At 59.2% G+C, this 22,671-nt stretch carries 19 protein-coding genes and 1 CRISPR repeat array; of the genes, 9 read left to right on the forward strand and 10 right to left on the reverse strand.

What is annotated here, in order from left to right; genetic code table 11:
* The first annotated feature begins 34 nt into the window (after positions 1–34).
* Positions 35–472: direct repeats of the CRISPR family, unit length 33 nt; unit sequence ATTTCAATCCACGCCCCCCGCGAGGGGGGCGAC.
* 170 nt (positions 473–642) lie between these two features.
* From cas2 to cas3, 7 genes are all read right to left on the reverse strand, one after another.
* Positions 643–933 carry a CRISPR-associated endonuclease Cas2 gene (gene cas2 / locus D1646_RS11375; protein ID WP_160636569.1) on the reverse strand — a complete coding sequence of 97 codons (291 nt, stop codon included), beginning with the start codon at positions 931–933 and terminating at the stop codon, positions 643–645.
* Positions 934–938: 5 nt separating this feature from the next.
* Positions 939–1,970 carry a type I-C CRISPR-associated endonuclease Cas1c gene (gene cas1c, locus D1646_RS11380; RefSeq protein WP_160636570.1) on the reverse strand — a complete coding sequence of 344 codons (1,032 nt, stop codon included), beginning with the start codon at positions 1,968–1,970 and terminating at the stop codon, positions 939–941.
* The gene (cas4, locus tag D1646_RS11385) at positions 1,967–2,629 is read right to left on the reverse strand and encodes a CRISPR-associated protein Cas4 (RefSeq protein ID WP_160636571.1); all 663 of its coding nucleotides are present in this window, start codon (positions 2,627–2,629) and stop codon (positions 1,967–1,969) included. The genes cas1c and cas4 overlap by 4 nt, the downstream gene beginning before the upstream one ends.
* Positions 2,626–3,522 carry a type I-C CRISPR-associated protein Cas7/Csd2 gene (gene cas7c, locus D1646_RS11390; RefSeq protein WP_160636572.1) on the reverse strand — a complete coding sequence of 299 codons (897 nt, stop codon included), beginning with the start codon at positions 3,520–3,522 and terminating at the stop codon, positions 2,626–2,628. The genes cas4 and cas7c overlap by 4 nt, the downstream gene beginning before the upstream one ends.
* A complete protein-coding gene (gene cas8c / locus D1646_RS11395) occupies positions 3,515–5,257 on the reverse strand; it encodes a type I-C CRISPR-associated protein Cas8c/Csd1 (RefSeq protein ID WP_160636573.1) in 1,743 nt (580 codons plus the stop codon). The genes cas7c and cas8c overlap by 8 nt, the downstream gene beginning before the upstream one ends.
* On the reverse strand, positions 5,254–5,916 hold the full coding sequence (gene cas5c, locus D1646_RS11400; protein WP_160636574.1) for a type I-C CRISPR-associated protein Cas5c: 663 nt from the start codon (positions 5,914–5,916) through the stop codon (positions 5,254–5,256). The genes cas8c and cas5c overlap by 4 nt, the downstream gene beginning before the upstream one ends.
* A 406-nt stretch (positions 5,917–6,322) precedes the next feature.
* Positions 6,323–8,455: a CRISPR-associated helicase Cas3' gene (cas3, locus tag D1646_RS11405; RefSeq protein ID WP_160636575.1), complete on the reverse strand. Its 2,133-nt coding sequence runs from the start codon at positions 8,453–8,455 to the stop codon at positions 6,323–6,325.
* Positions 8,456–8,875: 420 nt separating this feature from the next.
* Between cas3 and D1646_RS11410 the strand changes: the two genes are divergently transcribed.
* The 3 genes from D1646_RS11410 to D1646_RS11420 all read left to right on the forward strand — a co-directional run bounded on the left by D1646_RS11410 (position 8,876) and on the right by D1646_RS11420 (position 10,867).
* Entirely contained in the window at positions 8,876–9,493 is a 618-nt protein-coding gene (locus tag D1646_RS11410) for a flavin reductase (protein WP_160636576.1), read from the forward strand.
* Positions 9,494–9,710: 217 nt separating this feature from the next.
* Entirely contained in the window at positions 9,711–10,271 is a 561-nt protein-coding gene (locus tag D1646_RS11415) for a sigma-70 family RNA polymerase sigma factor (RefSeq protein ID WP_160636577.1), read from the forward strand.
* On the forward strand, positions 10,268–10,867 hold the full coding sequence (locus D1646_RS11420) for a hypothetical protein (protein WP_160636578.1): 600 nt from the start codon (positions 10,268–10,270) through the stop codon (positions 10,865–10,867). The genes D1646_RS11415 and D1646_RS11420 overlap by 4 nt, the downstream gene beginning before the upstream one ends.
* Positions 10,868–10,958: 91 nt before the next feature.
* On the opposite strand, the gene D1646_RS23715 is transcribed toward D1646_RS11420, so the two are convergent.
* From D1646_RS23715 to D1646_RS11435, 3 genes are all read right to left on the reverse strand, one after another.
* Complete coding sequence (locus tag D1646_RS23715; RefSeq protein ID WP_160636579.1) at positions 10,959–14,054, reverse strand: SMC family ATPase; 3,096 nt, start codon at positions 14,052–14,054, stop codon at positions 10,959–10,961.
* Positions 14,051–15,178 (reverse strand): exonuclease SbcCD subunit D, encoded by a 1,128-nt coding sequence (locus tag D1646_RS11430; RefSeq protein WP_160636580.1) that lies wholly within the window; start codon positions 15,176–15,178, stop codon positions 14,051–14,053. Before D1646_RS11430 ends, D1646_RS23715 begins: the two co-directional genes overlap by 4 nt.
* Positions 15,179–15,713: 535 nt before the next feature.
* Positions 15,714–16,571, reverse strand: a complete 858-nt coding sequence (locus D1646_RS11435) for a DUF4230 domain-containing protein (RefSeq protein WP_160636581.1) — start codon at positions 16,569–16,571, stop codon at positions 15,714–15,716.
* A gap of 446 nt (positions 16,572–17,017) precedes the next feature.
* Between D1646_RS11435 and D1646_RS11440 the strand changes: the two genes are divergently transcribed.
* The 6 genes from D1646_RS11440 (at position 17,018) to D1646_RS11465 (ending at position 22,668) form a co-directional block, all read left to right on the forward strand.
* On the forward strand, positions 17,018–17,794 hold the full coding sequence (locus D1646_RS11440) for a Cof-type HAD-IIB family hydrolase (RefSeq protein WP_160636582.1): 777 nt from the start codon (positions 17,018–17,020) through the stop codon (positions 17,792–17,794).
* A gap of 98 nt (positions 17,795–17,892) precedes the next feature.
* On the forward strand, positions 17,893–19,488 hold the full coding sequence (locus D1646_RS11445; RefSeq protein ID WP_160636583.1) for an MBL fold metallo-hydrolase: 1,596 nt from the start codon (positions 17,893–17,895) through the stop codon (positions 19,486–19,488).
* A 96-nt stretch (positions 19,489–19,584) separates the two neighbouring features.
* Positions 19,585–20,481, forward strand: coding sequence for a DUF975 family protein (locus tag D1646_RS11450; protein ID WP_160636584.1), 897 nt, complete (start codon positions 19,585–19,587; stop codon positions 20,479–20,481).
* Positions 20,482–20,497: 16 nt separating this feature from the next.
* Entirely contained in the window at positions 20,498–21,118 is a 621-nt protein-coding gene (locus D1646_RS11455; protein ID WP_160636585.1) for an NUDIX hydrolase, read from the forward strand.
* Between the two features lie 121 nt (positions 21,119–21,239).
* A complete protein-coding gene (gene lexA / locus D1646_RS11460; protein WP_160636586.1) occupies positions 21,240–21,857 on the forward strand; it encodes a transcriptional repressor LexA in 618 nt (205 codons plus the stop codon).
* Positions 21,858–21,906: 49 nt separating this feature from the next.
* Complete coding sequence (locus tag D1646_RS11465; protein WP_160636587.1) at positions 21,907–22,668, forward strand: SDR family oxidoreductase; 762 nt, start codon at positions 21,907–21,909, stop codon at positions 22,666–22,668.
* The last annotated feature ends 3 nt before the right edge of the window (positions 22,669–22,671 follow it).

Raw genomic sequence — 22,671 nt, forward strand, 5'->3', positions numbered from 1 at the left:
GATGCGGCTCTGGTACCGGATCAAGTGCAGCAACATTTCAATCCACGCCCCCCGCGAGGGGGGCGACACGACCCCCCAGCCAAGTTTTTTTAAGAGAAAAAATTTCAATCCACGCCCCCCGCGAGGGGGGCGACCCTTTTCTGCCAGTAGCAGTTGCAGACACCGTGAAAATTTCAATCCGCGCCCCCCGCGAGGGGGGCGACGATGGCGGGCTTCTTAAAGGAGGGAAGCTATTAGATTTCAATCCACGCCCCCCGCGAGGGGGGCGACCCTTTTCTGCCAGTAGCAGTTGCAGACACCGTGAAAATTTCAATCCACGCCCCCCGCGAGGGGGGCGACTATGGCGGGCTTCTTAAAGGAGGGAAGCTATTAGATTTCAATCCACGCCCCCCGCGAGGGGGGCGACGCCATCCGACCGTGCCCTCTATAGCTGGGAGGCATTTCAATCCACGCCCCCCGCGAGGGGGGCGACAGCAAAAACAGCCAAAATCTCAAGCTGTTTTTACAACAAGTAGACAATTCTTTCAAATATCCCCTCCATACACCCACTCAATTTTCGAAAACAGGGGCATATACTTACAGAAAACGCCAAAAAACTTAGTGCGAACCCGCGGGGGTTTTCTGTTCGCTTGCACTTCGCACCTAAAGCATCAATACATCCTCTGGGCTGTAAGATACCTTTGCTCCAAAATGCTCGATTTTGTTCTCATAGCGGTTGCCCAAGTAGTAAAAGCGCAGGCTGTCTTTTTCCGGGTCCATGAGCTTACACAGCTTGGCCTGCAACATCCGGCACTGGGCCGCATCCAGCAGACACTCAAAGACAGAGTTCTGCACCCGCTGACCATAATTGACGCACTGCTTGGCAATTTGCCGCAGACGCTTGCGCCCGGCAGCGTCCTCAGTATTCACGTCGTAGGTGATTAAAATCAGCATCTGAATCACTTCCATAAAAACGGTGGATAAGCGTCCAAGTCTCCTCGAAGGTAACGGGCCAACAGCAGTGCCTGGATATAAGGGATCATCCCCCACGGGAGCTTTTCCCCCAGATAAGGATGGGTCAGTGTCTCCTTTTTCTTTTCCTGCCAATGTTTCAGAAATGTTTTTCGACCGCTGTCAGTCAGCAGTACCGCGCTGCTCTCCATATATTGAAAGTCCGCCGCCTTGACCTGGCGGTTGTTTATGAGGGTAAGCACAAAGCGGTCCGCCATACAGGGGCGCAGCTCCTCCATCAGGTCCAGCGCCAGGGAAGCGCGGCCCGGACGGTCCCGGTGCAGGAATCCCACATAGGAATCCAGCCCCACACTCTCCAGCGCGGAAGCGCAGTCATGGGCTAAAAGACTGTAGGCAAAGGAGAGCATGGCGTTGACCGCGTCCAGCGGAGGCCGGCGGCTGCGGCCCTGGAAGAAAAATGTCTCTTTATCCCCCAGAATCATCTCGTCAAAAACGCCGAAGTAGACGGAGGCTCCCACGCCCTCCAGGCCCCGCAATTCCTCCGGAGCGGTCACCTCCTTGACCTGAGACAGCAGCCCGTGGATTTGCTTGGAGGCGGAGGCCAGTTTTTCGCCGTTCACCCGCAGACCGTGGTCCCGCCGAGTGCGTTCGATGCTCCAGCGAGCATTGAACAGCTTGCCAAAAATCATGGCGCGGCTAATCTGGCAGCACTGGTCGGGGACATCCGCAGTTCGGTACTGTGTCCGGCGGAGCAGGACGTTCCCATTTCCCTCCCCGCACACCCGTGCCAGGAACTTCCCTCGGGGCGTACAGAATGCCAAGCCAATCTGACGCTGGGCGCAGGCTCCCATCAGTGCGGGGGATGCCCCGGCGTAGGAGAAGGTGATGATGTTCTGCAAGGTGTGCAGGGGATAGCGGGCAACGGCCTGTTTGTCCCGATTGGCCACCACGTTCTCCCCGTCCAGGGACAGGTAAATATCCTCCGAGAGGATGTAAAGGGTGTTGAGCAGATGTTTCATTTCAACTCCTCCATGGCGGCGGCCAGGTAGTCCGCGACCTTTTTGCGGTTCATCAGCCTTGGGAGGCACAGCTCCTTCAAAGAGCAGGCATTACAGGCCTTGGAGGGCTTCACTTTGGGGGTATATCGCCTTTTATACAGCTCGTGCATCTCTGTCAAATTATCCTGGACCTGGCTGCGCAGTTCTGGTGTAAATTGGACCACCGTCCGGCGGTGGGGCTCCCCATAGTAGAGAGCTCCCTTCGAGGCGGTACAGCAGAGCATCTCCTCCAGGCACATGGCCTGGGCGCAGAGTTGAAGCTCGTCCGCGTTGTTCGCCTTGGGCTTGCCCCGCTTGTACTCCACCGGATAGGGCTGCCACAGCCCCTCCCGGTTTTGAAGGGGAATCCCGGCGGAGTCCTTGTGAAACTCCACCACGTCGCACTGCCCAGAAATACCCAGTTCCGCCGAATGGATAGCTAATCCACGGACAATCAGGCAGTCTCCCCGGCTCTCCCGAAAACCCTGGTCGTGGACGTGCTCGTGCATGAGATGACCGTCCACCGTGCGGTAATTTTCCGCCCACTGATTTTCAATATGGATCAGCGCCCACTGCCGGCGGCAGAAGGCAAAGTGCTGCAAGCCGGACAGCTGGAGCCAATCCTCTTCAGGCCAGCTCATCCCATGCGCCGGCAGGTAACGCCGACCGGCAGGGAAGACTCATCCACCATGACCCGGTAGTCCTGATAGCAGCGAGCAGGGGCGGGATCGTCCTTGTCTGTACGCTCCACTTTCACTGATTCAAATAGTTTCCAAGCAGGAGCGCAGCCCAGTTCACAATCGTGCTTGAAGATAATCAGCTCCCGTACCGCCATCTTGCCTCGGGCAGCGGAGCGGTCATGTTCAAACATATTGAGGATCGCCTGCCACAGCAGCTCCAGGTCCTCCTCGGAGAATCCGGTGGTCTTGCGGGCCAGATTGGCGGAGACATAGCCCTCACAGCGGTAGAGGCCGTAGGGGACAATGTACTTGCGGCCCATCTCGGTGCCCTTTTTCTCCGCGTCGGCCTCGGTGGTGATGGCCACACGGGTGATGGTCACCTCCTGGGGCATCACCGGCTCCACACTGCGGGCAAAGCCCAGCTGCACCGGGCCCCGAACCTGGCCACAGTTGAGTGCCGCCTTGACAAAGGTGGTCATGACTGCGCCAAAGGTACGAATGTCGTAGAAATTGGCGCACATCCAGTCCCGGATTTTCTCGTCCAGCTTGGGGTCGGCCTTTTTCCGCTCCTTTACGGTCTTGTCCGTCACATCCAGCGCGGCGTAGGCCGTGGCATCACTGCGGTTGAGGGGAACCCCGTCCTTGATGTAAATCCGGTAACCCTCGGCGTCCTCCTTGACAGTCTCCACATAGTTGCGGATCTTCCGTTTCAGGCACACGTCAGTCACCAGCCCCAGGCTACTCTCTGGGTCCACCCGGGGCATGTTGCCCGCGTCAGGGTCGCCGTTGGGATTTCCGTTCTCCACATCAAACAAAATCACAAATTCGTAGCGGTTCTTGATAGGCTCAGGCATTGTTGTTCTCCTCCTTTTTCTGATAGCGGGCCTGGGTCTGATGGTAGTAACCCAGCTGGAACGCGCCCTGCTGCGGCAGACTCAGGCGGTCAGGAAATTCTTCTTCCAGTTTGGCCGTCAGCTCGGTCAGCTGTTTGCTGAAGGAGATGCTCCAGCCCTTGTCCAGCTTCCGCAAATGCTTCTGTGCCAGGTTGATTAAGGTGGGAAATACCCGGCTGGGTGTGGCGGAGGCGGAGTTGAAGTATTTATCCTTGATGGTTGTGTTGATGCCGGGATTGGCGGCGGACTGAATGGCCTCCAACACGGAGAACAGCCGCCCCAGGGTGTAAGGGATATTGGTGCTGTCCGGATTCAGGGACACGGTCAAGACCTCCTTTGGTACGTCAGGATGAGGATTTTTCAGATAGTAGGCTTTTAAGATGGCCGCCCGGCCTCTGGTGATCTCCCGCTCCGCGCGAACACGCAGGGCGACACCGTTGAGCAGGGTAGCAGGATAGGGTGTATCGTTCAAAATCGCGCGGAGGGTCTCACCGGCCATTCCGGGAACCGGGGACTTGTCCTTGGAATTTGGGTTCACTGTCTCGTCCAACAGCTTCCAGAGGGGGAGTGTTTCAAACTTGTCAAAGGAGGTGCGAACGATCTCCAGCCGCTCCTGGTGGGCCTGAATATTTTGAATAAAAGCGCCGAAGGAATTTTTCAGGAAGAAGCGCACCGACAGCCGGGCTGCGTTGGGGGACAGACCCAGGATATAAAATGGGGTTCCAGGGTCCAGCTGGGTCTCCTCAAACAGGACAGGCTTCCCCTGGCACAGGTCCAGCATCATTTTTTGCAGGTCGGAGCTGGAGTAGCTGGTGGGTGCGCCGAACAGGCTGGCCACGGAGAAGCTCTGATAGGCCCGCTGTCCGCCCGACGCCCAGAATAGAACTGTAATGTTGCCGATTTTTCCCACATAATCCCGCTCCGCCAGCAGGTGGTTCAGCGCGCTGGTGTAAGCAAAGGCGGCGTACTTGCTGGTGGGGGCGTTGTAACTCTGCTCCCGTCCGTAGGAGCAGAAGGCGTCGCCGTTGAAGGAGACCAATGCCGCGCCGCTGGACTGGGCCCTGGCGACTCCCTTAATGGCGGGGTGGACCGCCTCCGCCGGGCCCTTCCTCCCGGTGACCAGGCACACCAGCTCCGGACCGTCCCCGGCGGAATCATAATGCTCCTGCCAGGCCGCTCGAATTTGAGGGTCGTCCTGGGGATAACCGCTGTCATACCGAAAGACCAGATTGGCCCCCGCCAGAATGTCCTGGAGCTTGTCCGCCAGGGCGGGGTGCGCTCTGGCCTGCGCCGGGTCCCAGTGGTCGAAGAAGGCCAGCACCGCCCGGGCCCCCGAACTGTCCACGTGGTCCAGCAGCTGGTGGTGCAGTGCCTTGCAGGCGGCGAAGCATTCCAGGCTCCGTTGGGGTTTCCCCTTCTCGTCTATGCCCAGGATGTAGCTGGAGTTGTCCCACAAAAAGTTGGAGGCCACTCCGCTGGACCGCTTGACCGGAGCGGGCAGGGACATGGTACGGGGGACCCAGACCTTCTTCTTTCCCCGCTCCTCCTCCTGTTTGAGAGAAACCACCTGTTCCAGCTCTCCGGCATCGCTGATGTACAGCGCGTATGAGATATTGGCGCCGCTCCAGCCGGGGCGGTCCAGCCTGCCTTGGGCGGCCAGGTCCTCGTAGTGCTCCACGAGCGCCTGTAAAATCATCCGATCACCTCCCCGCTGTCCCGGGCGGGAACCCCCAGCACACCATCCCGGAGAACCCCCCGGAAAAAGAGGGGGGCAATGTTCTCAGGGTCGGCGTAGTCCAAATCCCAGAGCATATAGCCCAGATCCCGCACTCCGCGCAGCTCCTCCGGGCAGGGCGGAAGGGCTTCGCAGGCCTTGAACTGCGCGGGGAACTCCCGGCACCCGAAATAGGGCTGGCTGTAAAACTGCCCCCGCTTGATCCGCCGCTTGATAATGTCCTGGAATTTTCCGGAGTTGTCGCTGTCCGCCGCCTGGTCCGTCATGTCGAAATGGGCGTCAATGACATAATGCACATTCCGCAGCAGCATGGCGGCCCGTTGCTGAATGTCCTGGGAGGTGACCAGATACAGCTCGCCCTCTCCGCGCTCCATCACCATCCGGGCCGACCGGGCGCTGACGGTGGACTTTACCTCGTTGCGTCGCAGGTTGATAAAACGGATGGGGGCGCAGACGTGGATACGGTCTATAACCCAGCGCATTCCAGGATGCCAGTAAATGCTTTCCAGTAGTCCCCGGGCAGCGGAGGGGGTCATCACATCGTAGCTGACCCGTTCTGTCTTAAGCTCTGGCCTGACAAAAAGAGCATAATCTCCCCAGACCTCCAATGAAATTGGCATGGCGTTCACTCCTTTCCTCAATTTGAATGATAATAGCATACAATCTGTCCAATAAAACGGACATTTAAGGCCCTGTTTAGATCATTCTATATTCCCGGCTCTTCACTGCCCATGTGGCGGACAATAATCCGCCCTGTGCTTGTAAGGCAATCTCGCAACGCCAGTAAAGCAGCATTGAAATCCCTTCTTTCCGTATGGTAATTGTTATTATATGCTATACTGCGTCGAAAGTCAATATAGATTTCAAAGAAAGTATTAGTAAAATAGAGTGAAACTTTTTTGATTGATGTTTCATAAAATTGTGATATAATTCATAAATGTCACTTTAAAAAGTGAGGATTGAAACAAAGAATGTATCAGTAAAGTGTATTCCCCTAAAGTACCTTCGTACTTTAGGGGAATATTTTTAGATAAATAATGCTTTTCCGCTGTCTGCCGTCAACGACAGTCCTATGTCGTTATCATACATTGCCGGGTTGGTCAAAACTGCCGCTCCACCCTCCAGCACCTCCAAGTCTCCCGCCAGATCCAGCGCTTCAAAATGCTGGGGATAGACAGACACGCCGTACTGGCCCAACGCCCGGAACAGAGCCCTGCTGCGCTCGCCGGAGCGGAGCCGCCGGACCAGCTCCTCTCCGTCTTTTCGAGGAATGTAAATGGTTTTGGTCTCGCTGTCGATCAGGTGGAACCGCTCCGCAATTTTCCGGAAAGGCATGTACTCCCGCTCCATCATGGGAAGGATGTTCTTCTGGTCCAGTGCTTCCGGGCCTTTCAGGTCCAACAGCTCCTGGAAATAACACCGGATGGCCTCCGGGCTGTCCGGCTGGTCATAGCGGTTCAGCGCCTGACGCCCCGCAGCCACCGGAATTTCAAACAGGGAGGGCGGCGGGGTCTCGCTCTGGAAGATGGTGACGATACTCTTCCCGGCGGAGCGCTTTCCTTCCCGGTTGCACCGGCCCGCTGCCTGGAGGATGGAGTCCAGCCCCGCCTCCTCCCGGAACACCGCAGGAAAGTCTACGTCCACTCCGGCCTCGATCAGAGAGGTGGACACCACCCGGCAGGGCAAGCCGCTTCTCAGACGCCTCCGGATTTCCTCCAGGATAGCTTTCCGGTGGGCGGGATACATGAGGGTAGACAGATGGAAGGCCCCCTCCGGGTCCAACAGGCTGTATATCTTTTGCGCGCTTTTCCGGCTATTGACAATGCACAGGGCCTGTGTTTGCCCGCTGATCTGCTCTGCCACAGCTTCCCAAGACAGCTTTCCTTCCTGCCGGAAGGTGACGCGCCTGAAAATCTCTGGATGGAATACTTCCGGTGGACACAGCTCTACAGCGGGCTTGTCCGGCAGAAATTTCCGGAACACGCCATCCAGTGCCGGCTGCGTAGCGGTACATAGCACGGCGGAGACGCCATAGCGCTTCACCAGCTGGGCAATGGCAAAGACGCAGGGGCGGAGATAAGGGACAGGAAGCATCTGTGCCTCATCAAAGATAATGACGCTTTTGGCCAGATTGTGCAGCTTACGGCACTGGGAGGACCGGTTGGCAAAGAGGGACTCAAAAAACTGCACCGCCGTGGTCACTACGATTGGCATATCCCAATTTTCGGTAGCTCTGGCCAGCCTGGCATTCTCCGGCCTTGCCTCGTCTTCTATGTCATACAAGACGCCGGAGTGATGCTCCAGCACGTTCTCATCTCCCAGAATATCCCGAAAAATCTGGGCGTTTTGCTCAATGATGGAGGTATATGGAATCACATAGATCACCCGGCGCAGACCGCGGGCCCGGGCATGACGCAGGGCAAAGGCCAGAGAGGCCACTGTCTTGCCGCCTCCGGTGGGGATGGTGAGGGTGAACAGTCCCGGGGAGCGGTTCTCTCCCTGCTCCATACACCGCTCCAGCACTGCGCACCGCTCCTGATTCAACTCTGTTTTGGCTGGAAACCAACCGGAAATATAGCCCTGGAGCCTGTTCTCCAGGACTTCCATCGGGTCTCCGCCGCCCCGGTCCTGTTTTGCACCTGCCATAAAGGTTTCGGTGTCTAGGAAATCCGCATCGGTCAAACAGGAGTAGAGCATCCGAGTGAAAAACATCTCCTCTGGCTGGCCGGAAAATACCGGCGGCAGAACTGCCGGCAGCCTGATCTCCTCCTGCCAGGCCTCATAGGGCTCCAGCTTTCCCAAGGCGGCTTTCCTCATGCGGCCGCAGAAGGTCTTATCCTCCCAGTGGTCTCCCTGGCTTCCGCCGTCGGGCAAGCCACCGTGGTGCCCCGCAACGGCAAAGGCGGCGCTGCTTTGATTCAACTTGCAGCACTCTGCCGCCCCGGCAGTGGCGTGATCCACATGTTCTGCGCTCCCCTGAAGCCGGCGTTGGAACCCGGCGGAATACTTCCCTAAGTCGTGAGCCAGACCGGTAAGCCGTCCCTGATCCCCTGCGCCAAAGGCTGCGGCAAAACCGGCGCACAGGTCCGCCGTTCCGCTCAGATGCTCTGGAATCGTTTGTTTGCGATTATCTTGGGAAATATGCGCAAGATATTTCATTTTGTTCCGATCTCCTCCTGGTTTAGAATATTTACACTATAGCATCACCAGAGCCCAATGTAAAGAAGTCTGATATCGGGCTGTTTTGAACGCCAGGTACTTGCCCTGTTTGACCTCCTGCCCAGCCGCGTTCAGCGCCGCTGGGAAATTGTCAAGGTCTTTACAACCGGTCGGAGCGGCGTCAATGATCTGATCCGGATTTCCCCGGACAGCAGGCAGCTTTTCGCCCAGCCATGTGCTGCGGGCTTCGGATTTTCGATGACAGACAGGCTATTGCCGCTTGTGGGGGCTGCATTGGTGGCGCAGGGCGGAACAGACCTGGAGCGCTCAGGAAAGTTTTCCCGGATATCCGGTGGACTTTTGGGAAAAACTGTGGTAAACTGATTTTATTCCAATCCACACAATGAGAAGGAGCTTTTTATGGACAATAAGGTCATGTATTCCCTGAGCTACGGCCTGTTCATTCTCTCCGCCCGCCAGGGGGAGAAGGACAACGGCTGCATCACCAATACCGCCATCCAGGTGACCACCGACCCCAACCGCATTGTCATCGCAGTGAACAAAAGCAACTACACACACGACATGGTGAAGGAGACTGGACGATTCACCGTCTCCATTCTGTCGGAGGAGGCCAAATTTGACCTGTTCCAGCGCTTCGGCTTCCAGTCGGGCCGGGACGCGGACAAGTTCGCCGGCTTTGAGGTCCACACCGCCAAGGACGCCGACGGAGTCCGCTACGTGACCCAGGGGACCAACGCCTGGCTGAGCTGCAAGGTGGTCTCCGCCACCGACCTGGGCACCCACACCCTGTTTCTGGCCGACGTGCTGGACGGCGGGGTGCTCTCCTCCGCCCCCAGCGCCACCTACGCCTACTACCAGGCCCACATCAAGCCCAAGCCTGCCGCCGCCCCCGCCAGCGAGAAAAAGCGCTGGGTGTGCAAGGTCTGCGGCTACGTCTACGAGGAGGATTTCCTCCCCGAGGACTATATCTGCCCCCTGTGCAAGCACCCCGCCTCCGACTTTGAGCCCCTGGCCTAAAAATTTTTCCAAAAAACCGCGCCAAAGTGGAAACCCTTTGGCGCGGTTCTGCGTCTATATAGTGGAGAAGGTCCCAGCGGCTCTATATTACATATCAATCAGCGGCCAGCCGGGCCAAGGATCAGTCAGACCGTCAGAGCGAGGAAAGAGTTTTTTCGCTTCCTTTTTTACAAAAAAGGAAGAAACAGCAGCGCACAGAGAGAAGGAGGCTTCACCTATGGAGGATGGCAAGATCATCGACCTGTACTGGGCCCGGTCTCAGCAGGCCATTTCAGAAAGTGAGCGCAAATATGGCCCCTACTGCCACACCATTGCCCGGCGCATTCTGGACCGGGAGGAGGACGCGGAGGAGTGCGTCAACGACACCTGGCTCCGGGCCTGGAATGCCATACCGCCCCAGCGCCCCGGCATCTTGTCCGCCTTTTTCGGCAAGCTGACCCGGAACCTGTCCCTGGACCGGTGGCGGCGGGCCAAGGCGGCCAAGCGGGGCGGCAGTCAGGTGGAGGTGGCCCTCCACGAGCTGGAGGACTGTCTCCCCGACCGCCGCCGCCCCGATGAGGCGCTGGAGGCCGCGGAGACCGCCGCCCTCATCTCCGCCTTCCTCCGCCGCCAGACCCCGGAGGACCGGGCCCTCTTTGTCCGCCGGTACTTCTCCCTGACCCCCCTGGGGGAGCTGGCGGAGCAGTTTGGGATGACCACGGGACAGGTCAAATCCCGGCTTCACCGGATGCGCCAGCGGCTCAAGCTGGAGCTGGAGCGGGAGGGGATTGCGGTATGAATGCAGAACACCTGTTGGACGCCATGGGCCTGCTGGATGACCAGCTGATCCAGGAGGCGGAGGCCTACCGTCCCCGGAGCCGCCGCCCGTCCCTCCGACCCTGGATGACCCTGGCTGCCTGCTTCGCGGTGGTCATGGTCCTGGGCTACGGCCTGACCCACATGGGCATGGGCGGTGGGAACAGCGCCGCGCCGGAGAACAGCGGCGGGGCGGAGAACAGCGGCGGGGCGGCCTCCGCGCCCGCTGACAGCTCCTTCTACCACCCCCAGTTCAACGGGACCGAGTCGCCCGCCCCGGAAGCACCCCCAAACTATGAACTCCAGCCCCCCAACGAAGGGGGCGATATGGACTACTGCGCCGCCATTATGGTGGATGGGACCCTCTACTGGTCCACCGGCACCCCCGCCTCCGTGGAGGTGGAGGAGAGGGATATCCGCACCGTTAACTCCTACATCAACACCGTGCCCCAGATGGACGGTCAGACCAACTTCTCCCAGGATCTGAGTGCCCAGTACGCCCAAATCCCGGAGGGGCTGGTGGTGCTGATCGACAACGAATGGATTCTCTTTGACCCCATTCCGCCCTGGGAGCGGTGAGATATAAAAGCGGCGCCCCCCTCTCTGCCAGTGGGGGATGTACTGCCTAAAACGGCTTAAAAAGTACCCTCCGGAATTCCGGAGGGTATTGTTATGTGGAGATGACACACTTGCTGCCCCGGCTGCTCTTTACCACCTCGATTTTGCTGGAGATGGTCTCCTTCAGCTGGTCCACGTGGGAGATAATGCCCACCAGACCGTGGCTGCGCTGGACTCCCTGGAGCACCTCGAAGGCATCTCCAATGGAATTCTGGTCCAGAGAACCGAAGCCCTCGTCAATAAACATAGCCTCCAGGTGGATGCCGCTCCCTTGGGCCTGGACCACCGTAGACAGCCCAATGGCCAGACTGAGGGCCACCAGGAACTTCTCGCCGCCGGACAGAGTCCTGACACTGCGGCACTCGTTGCTCTGGGCGTCCAGCACCTCCAGCCCCAGCCCCCGCTTGCGGGCGGCCCCAGTGCGCTTGTCGGTGCGGAACAGGCGGTAGCGCCCTCCGTGGACGCTCTCCAGCATACGGTTGGCCTCGGTGGTAATGGCGGTGAGCATCACCCCCAGCACATACCGCTGCAAGCTGACGCCGGTGCGGCCCCCCAGGCGGGCAGCAAACTCCAGGTCTGCATCCGCCTCGATTCTGGCCGCGTCGTGGGCCTCCTTCCGCCTGGTGAGGGCGTCGTGGTCCCCCTCCATCCGGGACAGGGCGTCCTGGGCCAGGGCCAGAGCCTTGGCCAGCTCCGCCTCCCGCTCCTTGGCGGCGCTGGCCTGGGCCTCCAGCTCCTTCAGCGCCGGAGCCTCCCGCCCGGCCAGCTTCTCCTGCTGCTCCTCCCAGTCCCGCCGGGCCCGGGCCAGGTCGGCGCGGTAAGCGGCAAGGGCCTCCCGGCGCTGGTCCAGCTGGGCGTGGTCCATACGGGCGGCCAGGAACTGGGCCTCGTCGGGCAGACCGGACTGGCTCAGGGCCTCCTGCCAGCGCTGGGATGCCTCCTCCAGGGCTTCTCCCGCCTCCTGGAGGGCCGCCCGGGCGCCGGCCAGCTCGGTCCGGGCCCCCTTGACGTCTCCCTCGGCCTCCAGCCGCCGCTGGCTCAGGGCGGCCTCAGCCTGCTTGTAGGCCTCTGTCTCCCTTTGAAGTTGATTCAGGCTGGCGTGCAGTTGCTCCTCATTCTCAATGCCGGGGATTTTCCCCTTGGTCAGCTCCTCCAGAGAGGCACGGGCGGCGGCCTCCTCCTGGACCCGGCTGTTATACCACCTCTGGGTCTCCTGCCGGCGATCATCGGCCTGGGCCCGGACCTGGGCGCTGGCAGCAATGCGCTCCTCCGCCTGGGTCACCGCCTGACGCGCCCGCTCCAGCTCCTCCTCGCCGGCCTTGATGTGCCGGTCCAGCTCCTCCAGTGTCTCAATGCCAGCCAGTCTCCGCTGGAGGATCGTCTCATAACCGGCCCGGGCGGACGCATCCCGCTGGCGGCACTCCTCCCGCCGGGCCTGGCAGGTGTTACGCTGCTCCTCCGCCTGACTGCGCGCTTTTGCCGCCCGGTTCACCTGCTGGCCCAGGGCCACCGCTGTCTGGTTCAGCCGGTCCAGGTCCTCCGCCGTCACCTGCACCTGGCCGTCGGGGGCAGGAGCGGGGTGGTCCAGACTGCCGCAGACGGGACAGGGACAGCCCGGCCTCAGCTCCCGGGCCAGCACGCCGCCAATGCCCTGCAAATAGTCCCTCTGGGCCCGCTGATACTCCTCTGTAGCCTGGGCCTGTTCCTCCATTGCCCGCTTCCAGTTCTGATCCGCCTTCTGATACGCCTTCTCTGCAGTGGAAAAGGTCTGCTCCTCTTTATGGAGGGCGGTTTTGGCCGCCTCCGCCTCCTGCCGGCGCTGCTGGAGGGACTGGTACAGGGGCCGGGTCTCCCGCCACTGGGGCAGAGGGCTGCGCTCCTGCACCTCCTGGAGGGCGCGGGCTGCCTCATCCTTTCCCTGGAGAGCCGCCTGCCACCGGTGGTCCCCCTTCTGATAATCCTCCTCCGCCTTTTTCCAGCTCCCCTCCGCCTGGGTCAGGGCCTGGGCGGCGTTTTGTGCCTCCCGCCGTTTCTCGGCCAGGTTTCGGTACAGCCCCTGAGCCTGGCGGCGGACGGCCAGAGCGGCCAGCTTCTCATCCTGTTGAGGGCGGAGGGCGTCGTGGGCCGCCTGCTCCCCCTTCGTCTTTTCCAGGGCCGCCCGGGCGGTCTGCTCCTTGCCGGCGGCCTGCTGGACCCGCTTCTCCGCCTCCCGGGCCCGGGTCCGCCTCTCCCGGCACAGCTCGTAGGCGGGAACAATGGTCTCCGCCTGAGCGGCCTGGACCAGAAGAGCCTCCTCCTGATTTTGGGCCAGCTCCTGCTGCAACAGCTTTTCCAACACCCGGCGGCGGCGCAGCAGCTCCTGAAACTCCTGGTCCTCCAGCAGCGCCTCGGTGTAGACCTTCTGGGCCTCCCCGGCCTGGACGGCGGCCCCGGCGTGGAGGGTCTCCTGCCGGGCGGCCTCCTCCCGCTGCTCCGCCAGCAGTTGGGAGAGCTCGTCCAGCTTCCCGCAGCTGTACTCCTCCAGCTTGGTCTGGATGGCGGCCAGTTCCTGCTTCAGTGCCCGGTCCCGCTCGCCAACCCGGCGCTGGAGCTCGTCGGTCAGCCGCTGCCACCGCTGGGCGTGGAACAGGCTCACCAGCACCGCCTCTTTCTCATCGTCCTCCGACACTAGCAGCTTCTCAAACTGCCCCTGGGGGAGGATCATGACCTGACGGAACTGCTCATAGGTCAGGCCGATGATTTTCTGGGCCTGCTCGTTCACCTTGGTCATGGTGGGGTTGGTCAGCAGGGGCACATAGACCCCGTCCTCCAGCACCATGCAGTTGTGGAAATCGTTGAGATTCTTCCGGGCGTATTTCAGGGACCGGGTAAAGCGGTACCGGCGGCGGTCCACGTCAAAGGTGAACTCCAGCCGGGTCTCGTCCTCCTTGCCCCCCAGCTTGCAGCGCATGGGCTCCAGGCCGTCCCGCAGTCCGCCGCTGGACTTGTTGTAGAGGGCGCAGCACATGGCGTCCAGAATGGTGGTCTTGCCCGCCCCCGTCTCGCCGCAGATGAGAAACAGGCCGCTCTCGGTCAGATTGGTAAAGTCAATGACCTGCTCCTCCACATAGGGCCCGAAGCACTGAAAGCGCAGCTCTACCGGTCTCATTGTCCATCCTCCTCTTCACTCCAGGCCAGTATCTCCTGAAACAGGGCCGTCTGGGCTGGCGTAGGCTCATACTGAAAGTTCTCCGCCATAAATTTCTTCATAATGTCCATCTCATCCATGCGCTCCAGCTCCTCCACCAGTAGAGCCTTTCCCTCGCCGGTCTCCTCCAGGGACTTGCCCCGGACGCTGAGCATCCAGGGGAACCGCTCCTGAAGGTCGGCCATCAGCTCCAGCCCGGCATAGCGGTCGGTGACGTCCAGAAAGAGATAGTGCTCCGTCAGGTCGGTGCGGCAGATGATGTTTTCATAAGTATCCCGCAGAGTGATATGGTCCCGGCGGGGGACAATGGGGACAAAGGTCTGCTCCATGGTATCGGTGTCCAGCAGTACGACCCCCTTCTCCTGCCGCTCCTCCGCCCCGAAGGAGTACTTTAATGGACTGCCGCTGTAGCGGATGTGGGGGGCCACCGCCTGAGGCTTGTGGATGTGCCCCAGGGCCACGTAGTCAAAGCCCTCAAACACATCCTTGGACACGGCGGAGGCGAAGCCAACCCGGGCGGACCGGTCGGACTCGGACAGCTCCGCCCCCACCACGTAGGCGTGGGAGAGGATTATGTTTCGCCGGTTGGGGTCCATGGTCTCCCGGATGTGGCCGCACACCACCTGAAAGGCGGTCTCCAGGGAGCGGATCTCCTGGCGGCGCTCCGGGAACAGAGCGCACACCTCGTCCCGATTGAACCAGGGCAGCGGGTAGACAGCCACATCGTCCCCCAGCAGTACTGGCTCCACATCCCGCGTCAGCCGCCCGGTGACATAGAGCCCCGCCCCACGCAGCAGCTCCCGGCAGGCGGACAGACGGGGGGCGCTGTCGTGGTTGCCGGCGATGAGGACCATGGGGACCTTCAAACGGCCGCAGAGCTGAGTCACCGCGTCGTTGTACAGCTCAATAGCAGCGGCGTTGGCCAGTCCGCTGTCATACACGTCCCCGGCGCACAAAACGGCGTCCACCTTTTCCCGCTGGATCAGCTCATACAGCTGGTCTAAAAAGCAACGCTGGTTCTCCTCATAGGTCCCCAGCCCCGCCGGCTTTCCAAAGTGCCAGTCAGAGGTATGCAGCAGCTTCATAGGCGGTTTTCACTCCTTTTGAATTAAAATCTACCAATTATTCCACGCCATATGCAAAAATAGCCGCACGACATATTGCGCCCGCGGCAGTGGAACACGGTTGTCCCGGTGGCAGCTGACCGCCCGCCGGTGCCATAAACAGGGCCGCGATCAGACACCGGAGCACCTCCACTTCAAGGTAAATCCTACTTAATAAGCAATGTATCATAATTCGAGCAAAAAGACAACCCGAAACTTTACACTTGAAAGACGTTTTATAGTGTTTCCCAGACATTGGACGTGATGGTCAAAACATAGCGGTATAGAACTGGTCTGTTCTTCTTGCTCGTTGCAGAAATTGTCCTTCAGGCTCCCTCTTAATCAGAATCCTCAGTTGAACTGGGGTAACCAAGGAATATTTGTAAGAATCCCCCACCTTTTGTAACCAGAAGGCGGGGGATTAACCATTATATTTGTCGATAGAAGGCCCTTGTTTCTCTATCGCCGTTCTCACTACAATTCCCAAACTCGTTAGCAGGGTTGTTCCATTAAAAAATCAATTGAATTTCAGTGTGTAGGTCTCGATTCCTGGTACATTTTCAAGAAAGGATTCTATAACCATTTTGGCTTCCTTGTCTGCCTCTTCAAGAATTCCTTGCCCAACGGCAGTTTCTGCCATCACACTCTTTTCTGCGCTTATAAATCTATTGTAATCATTAAAGCTAACCGAATTAAACAAGTTGTTTTTTACCTGCAAAACATTGATTGTTTCCTGTGGAATATTATGGTCAAGAATTTTGCTTTTTGGCATGGTTATGGTAATTGTTTTGGAGGATTGATCTATGTTGAATTTAACATCTTGCAGGTCTATACCTGCTTTGATATAGCCATCATACAAAGCAACAAACTGGATATCACTAAAAGGCATAGCAGTTCCCCAGAGCCATTCTTTGGCTTCATCTTTTTGAGTCGCGTTTCTATACCAATATTTTTTGGTTACCAGTTCACTAAGAGAACTGATTTCTTGGTCTAAAAGTTCCCTCGTTATAACAGGAACGGTTTCTTTTACATTTAGCAGTTCTTCCAGCTTATTGTTGAGTTCTTCCTTTTCTACGTTCAGACTGCTTACCTGCTCCTTTAAGGCATTGGTAGATTCTTTTAACAGTTTTACCTGTCCTTCCGAATACGCCAACTCCTCCTGAGTTTTTGCTAATTCATCCAATTTGCTTGTTGCCTCTGACAACGATTCCTGCAACACTTTATTTTCCTTTGCGAGTTTTGAATAATTCCACGTACGTTGTACTGCCAAAACCGCTATCACAATCAACGCTATCAAAAGCACTGAACTAATCAATCCACGCTTAGCTTTTATAATTGCTATCACTTTTCCTGTGTTTTCTGTCAGTCCATTCATGTCCAAGGCCCCCTAAATTTAGATATATAATCCTTGCCATTGAGACTTCCAACAACCCAGGGGCGCTGCCGCCCCCAGGCTGCTGGGGGAAACAAAAAACGTTGCGCAGTCAAACCCGCACAACGTGAAAACAGACTCCACCTTACAAAAAACGATCGCATAAACAGATACAATAAAGACTTTCTCCGCTAAATTTTACGACAGAAAATTAAACCTTGATTATAAAGCGGAAATATCGTATAATGTTCCTGCGGAAACGGTCTTAGGCCGTTGTATAGGTGGTGCTTTCACCTGTGCAGGCTTGCGGGTGCGCCAACACCCGTAAGCCCCGCTTTTTGTTTTCCTGTCGATTATATCACAAATTCGTCGTTATTGCAAGAGCGATTCCCAGACTTAGGAAAATTCAGAGCCGATATCTGCCGCTTCGGCTTTTCGGAGGTTCACCTATGATAAAAGCAATCTTTTTTGACATTGACGGAACTCTGGTCAGCTTCAAGACCCACTGCATCTCCCCGGGGGTGCTTGACGGCCTCCGCCGTCTGCGGGAGAAGGGAGTGAAACTGTTTATTGCCACGGGGCGGCACCGGGCCTCCATTGGGATTGCCGCCGACGTCTTCCCCTTTGACGGCTTTGTCACCATCAACGGGCAGTACTGCTTCGCTGGCGGCAAGGTCCTGCGCAGCTGCACCATCCCCCAGGAGACCGTGAAGGAGCAGGTAGCGCTGTTGGAGGCCACCGGCGCCCCCTGTCTGTTTCTGAACGAGACGGGCAACCTCTATGTCAATCCAGGTCCCCGGGCTGAGATCTTCCCCAATCAGCTGGCCTTTCCTCTGCCCGCCCCCATCCTGCCCCAACAGGTACTGGGGCAAAATATTTATCAGATGACCGCCTTTTTCACCAAGGAAGAGGAGCAGGCCGCCGGGGAGCGCTTCTTTCCGGGGCTGGAGGTCATGCGCTGGCATCCCGCCTTTGTGGACGTCATCGCCCCGAACGGAGGAAAGGACCGGGGCATAGACGCCATTTTGGACCATTTTGGCTTTGATCTGTCGGAATCCATGGCCTTTGGCGACGGAGAGAACGACCTGCCCATGCTCCGCCACGCCGGCATCGGAGTTGCCATGGGCAATGCCGACGAGCTGGTGAAAAGCCAGGCCGACTATGTTGCCGGCAGCGTGGACGAGGACGGCATCCTTACCGCTCTGCTCCACTTCGGCCTGATATAGCTCCACGGCTTTACACATTATTCACAAATTGGTATAGCTTTTTTTCCGGGAATGGTGTACAATAGGGACAAGAATCCCTACACAAAGGAGGACATCCCATGAAGCTGACATTCTTCGGCGCCGCCCACGCAGTTACAGGAAGCTGCCACTGCCTGGAGGTCAACGGAAAAAAGATTCTCATAGACTGCGGTCTCCAGCAGGGTAAGGACGAGCACGACGAAAACGTTTTGGACTTCGCCCCCAATTACATCGACTATGTACTGGTCACCCACGCCCACATCGACCACTCCGGACGTATCCCGCTGCTGGTGAAGCAGGGCTTCAACGGTCGCATCCTCACCACCGGCCTCACCGCCCAGCTTATGTCGGTAATGCTCCGGGACTCCGCCCACATCCAGGAGGGGGACGCCAACTGGCACAACCAGAAGGGCAAGCGCGCCGGCCTGCCCCCGGTGGAACCCCTGTACACCCTGATGGACGCTGAGGAGGCCATCCAAATGCTGGAGTCGGTGGAGTACGGCTGGCTCTTTGATCTGTGCGAGGGGGTCCGCATCCGCTTCAGTGACGCGGGCCACCTGCTGGGCTCCTCCATCCTGGAGGTCTGGGCCACCGAGGAGGGCGTGACCAAAAAGATCGTCTTCTCCGGCGACTTGGGCAACTGCTCCCAGCCCATTATCCGCGACCCCTCCTTCGTGGACGAAGCGGACTATGTGGTGATGGAGTCCACCTACGGCGACCGGAACCACGAGCCGCCCAAGAGCTACACCGGGGCGCTGGCCGCCCTCATTGACGAGACCTTCTCCAAGGGCGGCAATGTGGTGATCCCCTCCTTCGCCGTGGGCCGCACTCAGGAGCTGCTGTACTACCTGCGGGAGATCAAGCGGGACGGCCTGGTCCAGTCTCTGCCCTCCTTCAAGGTCTATGTGGACTCCCCCCTGGCCTCCGAGGCCACCAAAATCTACTCCGGCAACCTGAAGGGCTACCTGGACGACGACGCCATCCGCCTGATTCAGGGGGGCGAGAATCTGTTCACCTTCCCCGGCCTCACCCTCACCCAGTCCACCGAGGAGTCCCGCGCCCTCAACGACGACAGGACCCCCAAGGTTATCATCTCCGCCTCCGGTATGTGCGACGCGGGCCGCATCCGCCACCACCTGAAGCACAACCTGTGGCGTCCGGAGTGCGCCGTGGTCTTTGTGGGCTACCAGGGGGAGGGCACCTTGGGCCGCTACCTGCTGGAGGGGGCGCGCTCCGTCAAGCTCTTTGGGGAGGATATCTCCGTCCGGGCTAAGATCGTCAATTTCAAGGGTCTCAGCTCCCACGCCGACCGGGACCACCTGCTGGAGTGGATCGAACACTTCTCCCCCCGGCCTCAGCAGGTGTTTGTGGTGCATGGAGACAGCGAGGTCACCGAGCTCTTTGCTCACGACCTGAATATGCGGGGCATCCCCGCTCACGCCCCCCTCTATGAGGAGGTCTATGACCTGTCCACCAACTGTATGCTGGCCAAGGGCGTGGTGCTGGAGGTCAAGAAAACGGTCGGCTCTGCCGCCGTCCCCTCCGCTGCCTATGCCAAGCTCCAGGATGTGTCCGAGGAGCTGCTGGAGCTCATTGGCCGCAGCCGGGGCCGCCCCAACAAGGATCTGTCCAAGCTGGCCGACCAGCTGCGACAGATCATGGAAAAGTGGGCTTGATTTTCATCCGGCGGGGGCTTGCCCCCGCCGGCTTTTTGACTTATAATGGTTGTCAGCGGAGGTCCCCTCCGCCAAATTCAAGATCGGAGAACATCTATGGAAATCGACCGCAAGGAACTGAAGCTACAGGCCCGGGAGCGCATGGCCCTCACCGACCCCAAATTCTGGGTCGTGGCTCTGACCTACATTGCCATGACCACCGGGGTGTCCTGGGTTATCAGCCTGATCCCTCTGCCCTCGGGGGCCTCCCCTGTCCCGGAAATTGACACTATCCAGCTCTTCCTCCGCCTGCTGCTGAACCTGTACACCACCGTGGTCCAGTTTGGCCTGTGTCTGTGGGCTCTGTGGACCTACCGCCAGCTGGACCCGGGCGTCAACTCCCTGATGCAGGGCTTCTCGGTGGCGGGCCGGGTCATTCTCATGCAGCTGAACGTCTACGTTCGGGTTCTGGGGTGGTACTTCCTCACCGCGCTGGGCCTGTCCATCCCCGTCTTTGTCCTGCTCCTGTCCGGCGCCGGAGGGGCACTGGGGATGGTGATCATTCTCTGCTACTCCATCGCCCTGCTGACCGCCCTTATCATTCTCCAGCTGCGCTACGCAATGGCCCCCTACCTGCTGGCCGACCGGCCTGACGACGGCCCAACCCTCCCCGTTTACCGCAGCGTTTCCCTGATGCAGGGGTGGAAAATGGAGCTGTTCAAGCTGGAATTTTCCTTCATTGGCTACGACGCCGTTAACATTGCCCTGTCCACGGCTGTCATGATCTTCTTCCTCTTCCGGGCTGGTCTGCTCTCGGCGGCCAGCCTGACCGACCCCACATGGCGCATCCAGTGTCTGGAGATCGTCAACTCCGTACCGGTGGTCATCCTCAGCACCCTGGTCACCGTGCCAATTGATCTGTGGCTGCTGCCCTACCGCGCTACAGCCCGGGCGGGTTTTTATGACGCCCGGATACTGGCCGCCTCCCAGCAGGGGCAGCTGCCCCCGCTGTAAAGGAGGGAATACCGCCATGACAGACCGGGCACAGTGGCAGAAGTGGGCCATGGAGCTCCAGGCCCTGGCCCAGGCCGGACTCTTCTATGGCCGCGACAAGTTCGACCTGGAGCGCTATCAGCGTATTCGGGATATTGCCGCTGAGATGGCCGCCCTCCACACCGGCCTGCCCCTGGAGAGAGTCCAGGACCTGTTCTGCAACGAGACAGGCTATCAAACCCCGAAGCTGGACACCCGGGCCGCTATCTTCCAGGGCGAGAAGATCCTGCTGGTCCAGGAGAGCGACCTGCGCTGGTCTCTGCCCGGGGGCTGGGTGGATGTGGACCTGTCCGTGGGCGAAAATACCGTCAAGGAGGTGCGGGAGGAGGCCGGGCTGGAGGTCACCGCCGACTTTGTGATCGCCCTCCAGAACCGGGACCTGCACAACGAGCCCCCTTACCTCTACGGCATCTGCAAGGTGTTTGTGCTGTGTTCCCTGGTAGGCGGCTCCTTCCAGCCCAATCTGGAGACGGTGGACAGCGGATATTTTCCCCTGGACGCGCTGCCCCCTTTGTCCACAAACAAGGTCACGGAGGAGCAGATCAAAATGTGCTTCGATGCATATCACGCGGACCACTGGACAACCCTGCTGGACTGATCGTTCAGAGTGCCCAGCTTTTTCAAGTTTTTGGAACGTTAGTTTGACAATTGCAAGCTTTTATGCTACAATAGGAACAACGAAACCGTCCCAGGCCACCACCCGTTGAAAGGAGCCGCTTATGGCTAACCTGACCCGCAAACAGCAGCAGATTTATGACTACATCCTGTCCTTCACCACTGAACACGGCTACCCCCCCTCCGTACGGGAGATTGGCGCCGCTGTGGGCCTGAAATCCCCCTCCACCGTTCACTTCCACATCAAGGGGCTGGAGGAGGCTGGGGTCATCGTCAAGGCTGAGGGCAAAACTCGGGCCATCTCCCTGCCCCGGGCCGCCCTGCACCAGGTGGCCGAGGAGGAGAATGCCCGCGCCAATCAGGTGCCCATTGTGGGCAATGTGGCCGCCGGCTCCCCCATCCTGGCCCAGGAGTGCATCGAGGACTACCTTACCTTCGACACCCAGGGCCTCTCCGGTGAGCACTTTGCCCTGCGGGTGCGGGGACTGTCCATGCTCAACGCTGGGATCCTTCCTGACGACCTGGTAGTGGTCCACCGCCAGCAGGAGGCCTACAGCGGCGAGATTGTGGTGGCCCTCTTCGAGGACGAGGCTACCGTGAAAACCTACCGCCTGAAGGACGGCCACGTGTGGCTGATGCCGGAGAATCCGGACTACCAGCCCATTGACGGCGCCCGCGCCGAGATTATCGGCAGGGTTGTGGCGGTGGTCCGGCGCTATTAACGCGCGGTACCATAATTTCTTGGGAAATATATTGTGGGGGTTCATTTCTATGACATCTATGTTTGATTTGACCGGCAGAAAGGCAATTTTAACCGGCGGAACCCGGGGCCTTGGCCACGCTATGGCGGAGGGACTGCTGGAGGCCGGCGCGGAGGTGGTCATCTGGGGCACCACCGGGCGGGCCATAGAGGTGGCGGACGCCTTCCGGCAGAGGGGCTTTGCCTGTCACGGCATAGCGGCGGACCTGAAGGACCGGGACAGCCTGAGAACGGGCTTTGAGAAAAGCCTGGAGCTCCTGGGGGGCCGGATCGACATTTTGGTCAACGCCGCCGGAATCCAGCGGCGGCACCCCATCACCCAGTTCCCCATGGAGGACTGGGATACCGTGCTGGAGGTCAACCTGACGGCTTGTTTCCAGCTGTGCCAGCTGGCGGGGCGGGAGATGGTCAAACAGGGCTATGGCAAAATCGTCAACATCGCCTCTATGAACTCCTTCTTCGGCGGCCAGAATGTCCCAGCCTACTCCGCTTCCAAGGGCGGAGTCGCTCAGCTGACCAAGGCGCTGAGCAATGAGTGGGCTCAGCACGGGATCACCGTTAACGCCATCGCCCCCGGCTATATGGCCACCGACATGAACGTGGACACCCGTGCCTCCCAGTCCTTCTATGACGAGGTGGTGAGGCGGATCCCCGCCCGCCGCTGGGGCAGCGGTGAGGACATGAAGGGCGCCTGCGTGTTCCTGGCCAGTGACGCCTCCGCCTATCTGAACGGGGCCGTTATCCCCGTGGACGGCGGCTATCTAGGAAGCTGAGCT

This window comes from Pseudoflavonifractor sp. 60 (assembly GCF_009911645.1).
Taxonomy (GTDB): domain Bacteria; phylum Bacillota; class Clostridia; order Oscillospirales; family Oscillospiraceae; genus Lawsonibacter.

Coding starts and splice junctions, on each gene's coding strand:
- cas2 (WP_160636569.1), bottom strand. CDS start 933: ATGCTGATTTTAATCACCTACGACGTGAATACTGAGGACGCTGCCGGG.
- cas1c (WP_160636570.1), bottom strand. CDS start 1,970: ATGAAACATCTGCTCAACACCCTTTACATCCTCTCGGAGGATATTTAC.
- cas4 (WP_160636571.1), bottom strand. CDS start 2,629: ATGAGCTGGCCTGAAGAGGATTGGCTCCAGCTGTCCGGCTTGCAGCAC.
- cas7c (WP_160636572.1), bottom strand. CDS start 3,522: ATGCCTGAGCCTATCAAGAACCGCTACGAATTTGTGATTTTGTTTGAT.
- cas8c (WP_160636573.1), bottom strand. CDS start 5,257: ATGATTTTACAGGCGCTCGTGGAGCACTACGAGGACCTGGCCGCCCAA.
- cas5c (WP_160636574.1), bottom strand. CDS start 5,916: ATGCCAATTTCATTGGAGGTCTGGGGAGATTATGCTCTTTTTGTCAGG.
- cas3 (WP_160636575.1), bottom strand. CDS start 8,455: ATGAAATATCTTGCGCATATTTCCCAAGATAATCGCAAACAAACGATT.
- D1646_RS11410 (WP_160636576.1), top strand. CDS start 8,876: ATGGACAATAAGGTCATGTATTCCCTGAGCTACGGCCTGTTCATTCTC.
- D1646_RS11415 (WP_160636577.1), top strand. CDS start 9,711: ATGGAGGATGGCAAGATCATCGACCTGTACTGGGCCCGGTCTCAGCAG.
- D1646_RS11420 (WP_160636578.1), top strand. CDS start 10,268: ATGAATGCAGAACACCTGTTGGACGCCATGGGCCTGCTGGATGACCAG.
- D1646_RS23715 (WP_160636579.1), bottom strand. CDS start 14,054: ATGAGACCGGTAGAGCTGCGCTTTCAGTGCTTCGGGCCCTATGTGGAG.
- D1646_RS11430 (WP_160636580.1), bottom strand. CDS start 15,178: ATGAAGCTGCTGCATACCTCTGACTGGCACTTTGGAAAGCCGGCGGGG.
- D1646_RS11435 (WP_160636581.1), bottom strand. CDS start 16,571: ATGAATGGACTGACAGAAAACACAGGAAAAGTGATAGCAATTATAAAA.
- D1646_RS11440 (WP_160636582.1), top strand. CDS start 17,018: ATGATAAAAGCAATCTTTTTTGACATTGACGGAACTCTGGTCAGCTTC.
- D1646_RS11445 (WP_160636583.1), top strand. CDS start 17,893: ATGAAGCTGACATTCTTCGGCGCCGCCCACGCAGTTACAGGAAGCTGC.
- D1646_RS11450 (WP_160636584.1), top strand. CDS start 19,585: ATGGAAATCGACCGCAAGGAACTGAAGCTACAGGCCCGGGAGCGCATG.
- D1646_RS11455 (WP_160636585.1), top strand. CDS start 20,498: ATGACAGACCGGGCACAGTGGCAGAAGTGGGCCATGGAGCTCCAGGCC.
- lexA (WP_160636586.1), top strand. CDS start 21,240: ATGGCTAACCTGACCCGCAAACAGCAGCAGATTTATGACTACATCCTG.
- D1646_RS11465 (WP_160636587.1), top strand. CDS start 21,907: ATGACATCTATGTTTGATTTGACCGGCAGAAAGGCAATTTTAACCGGC.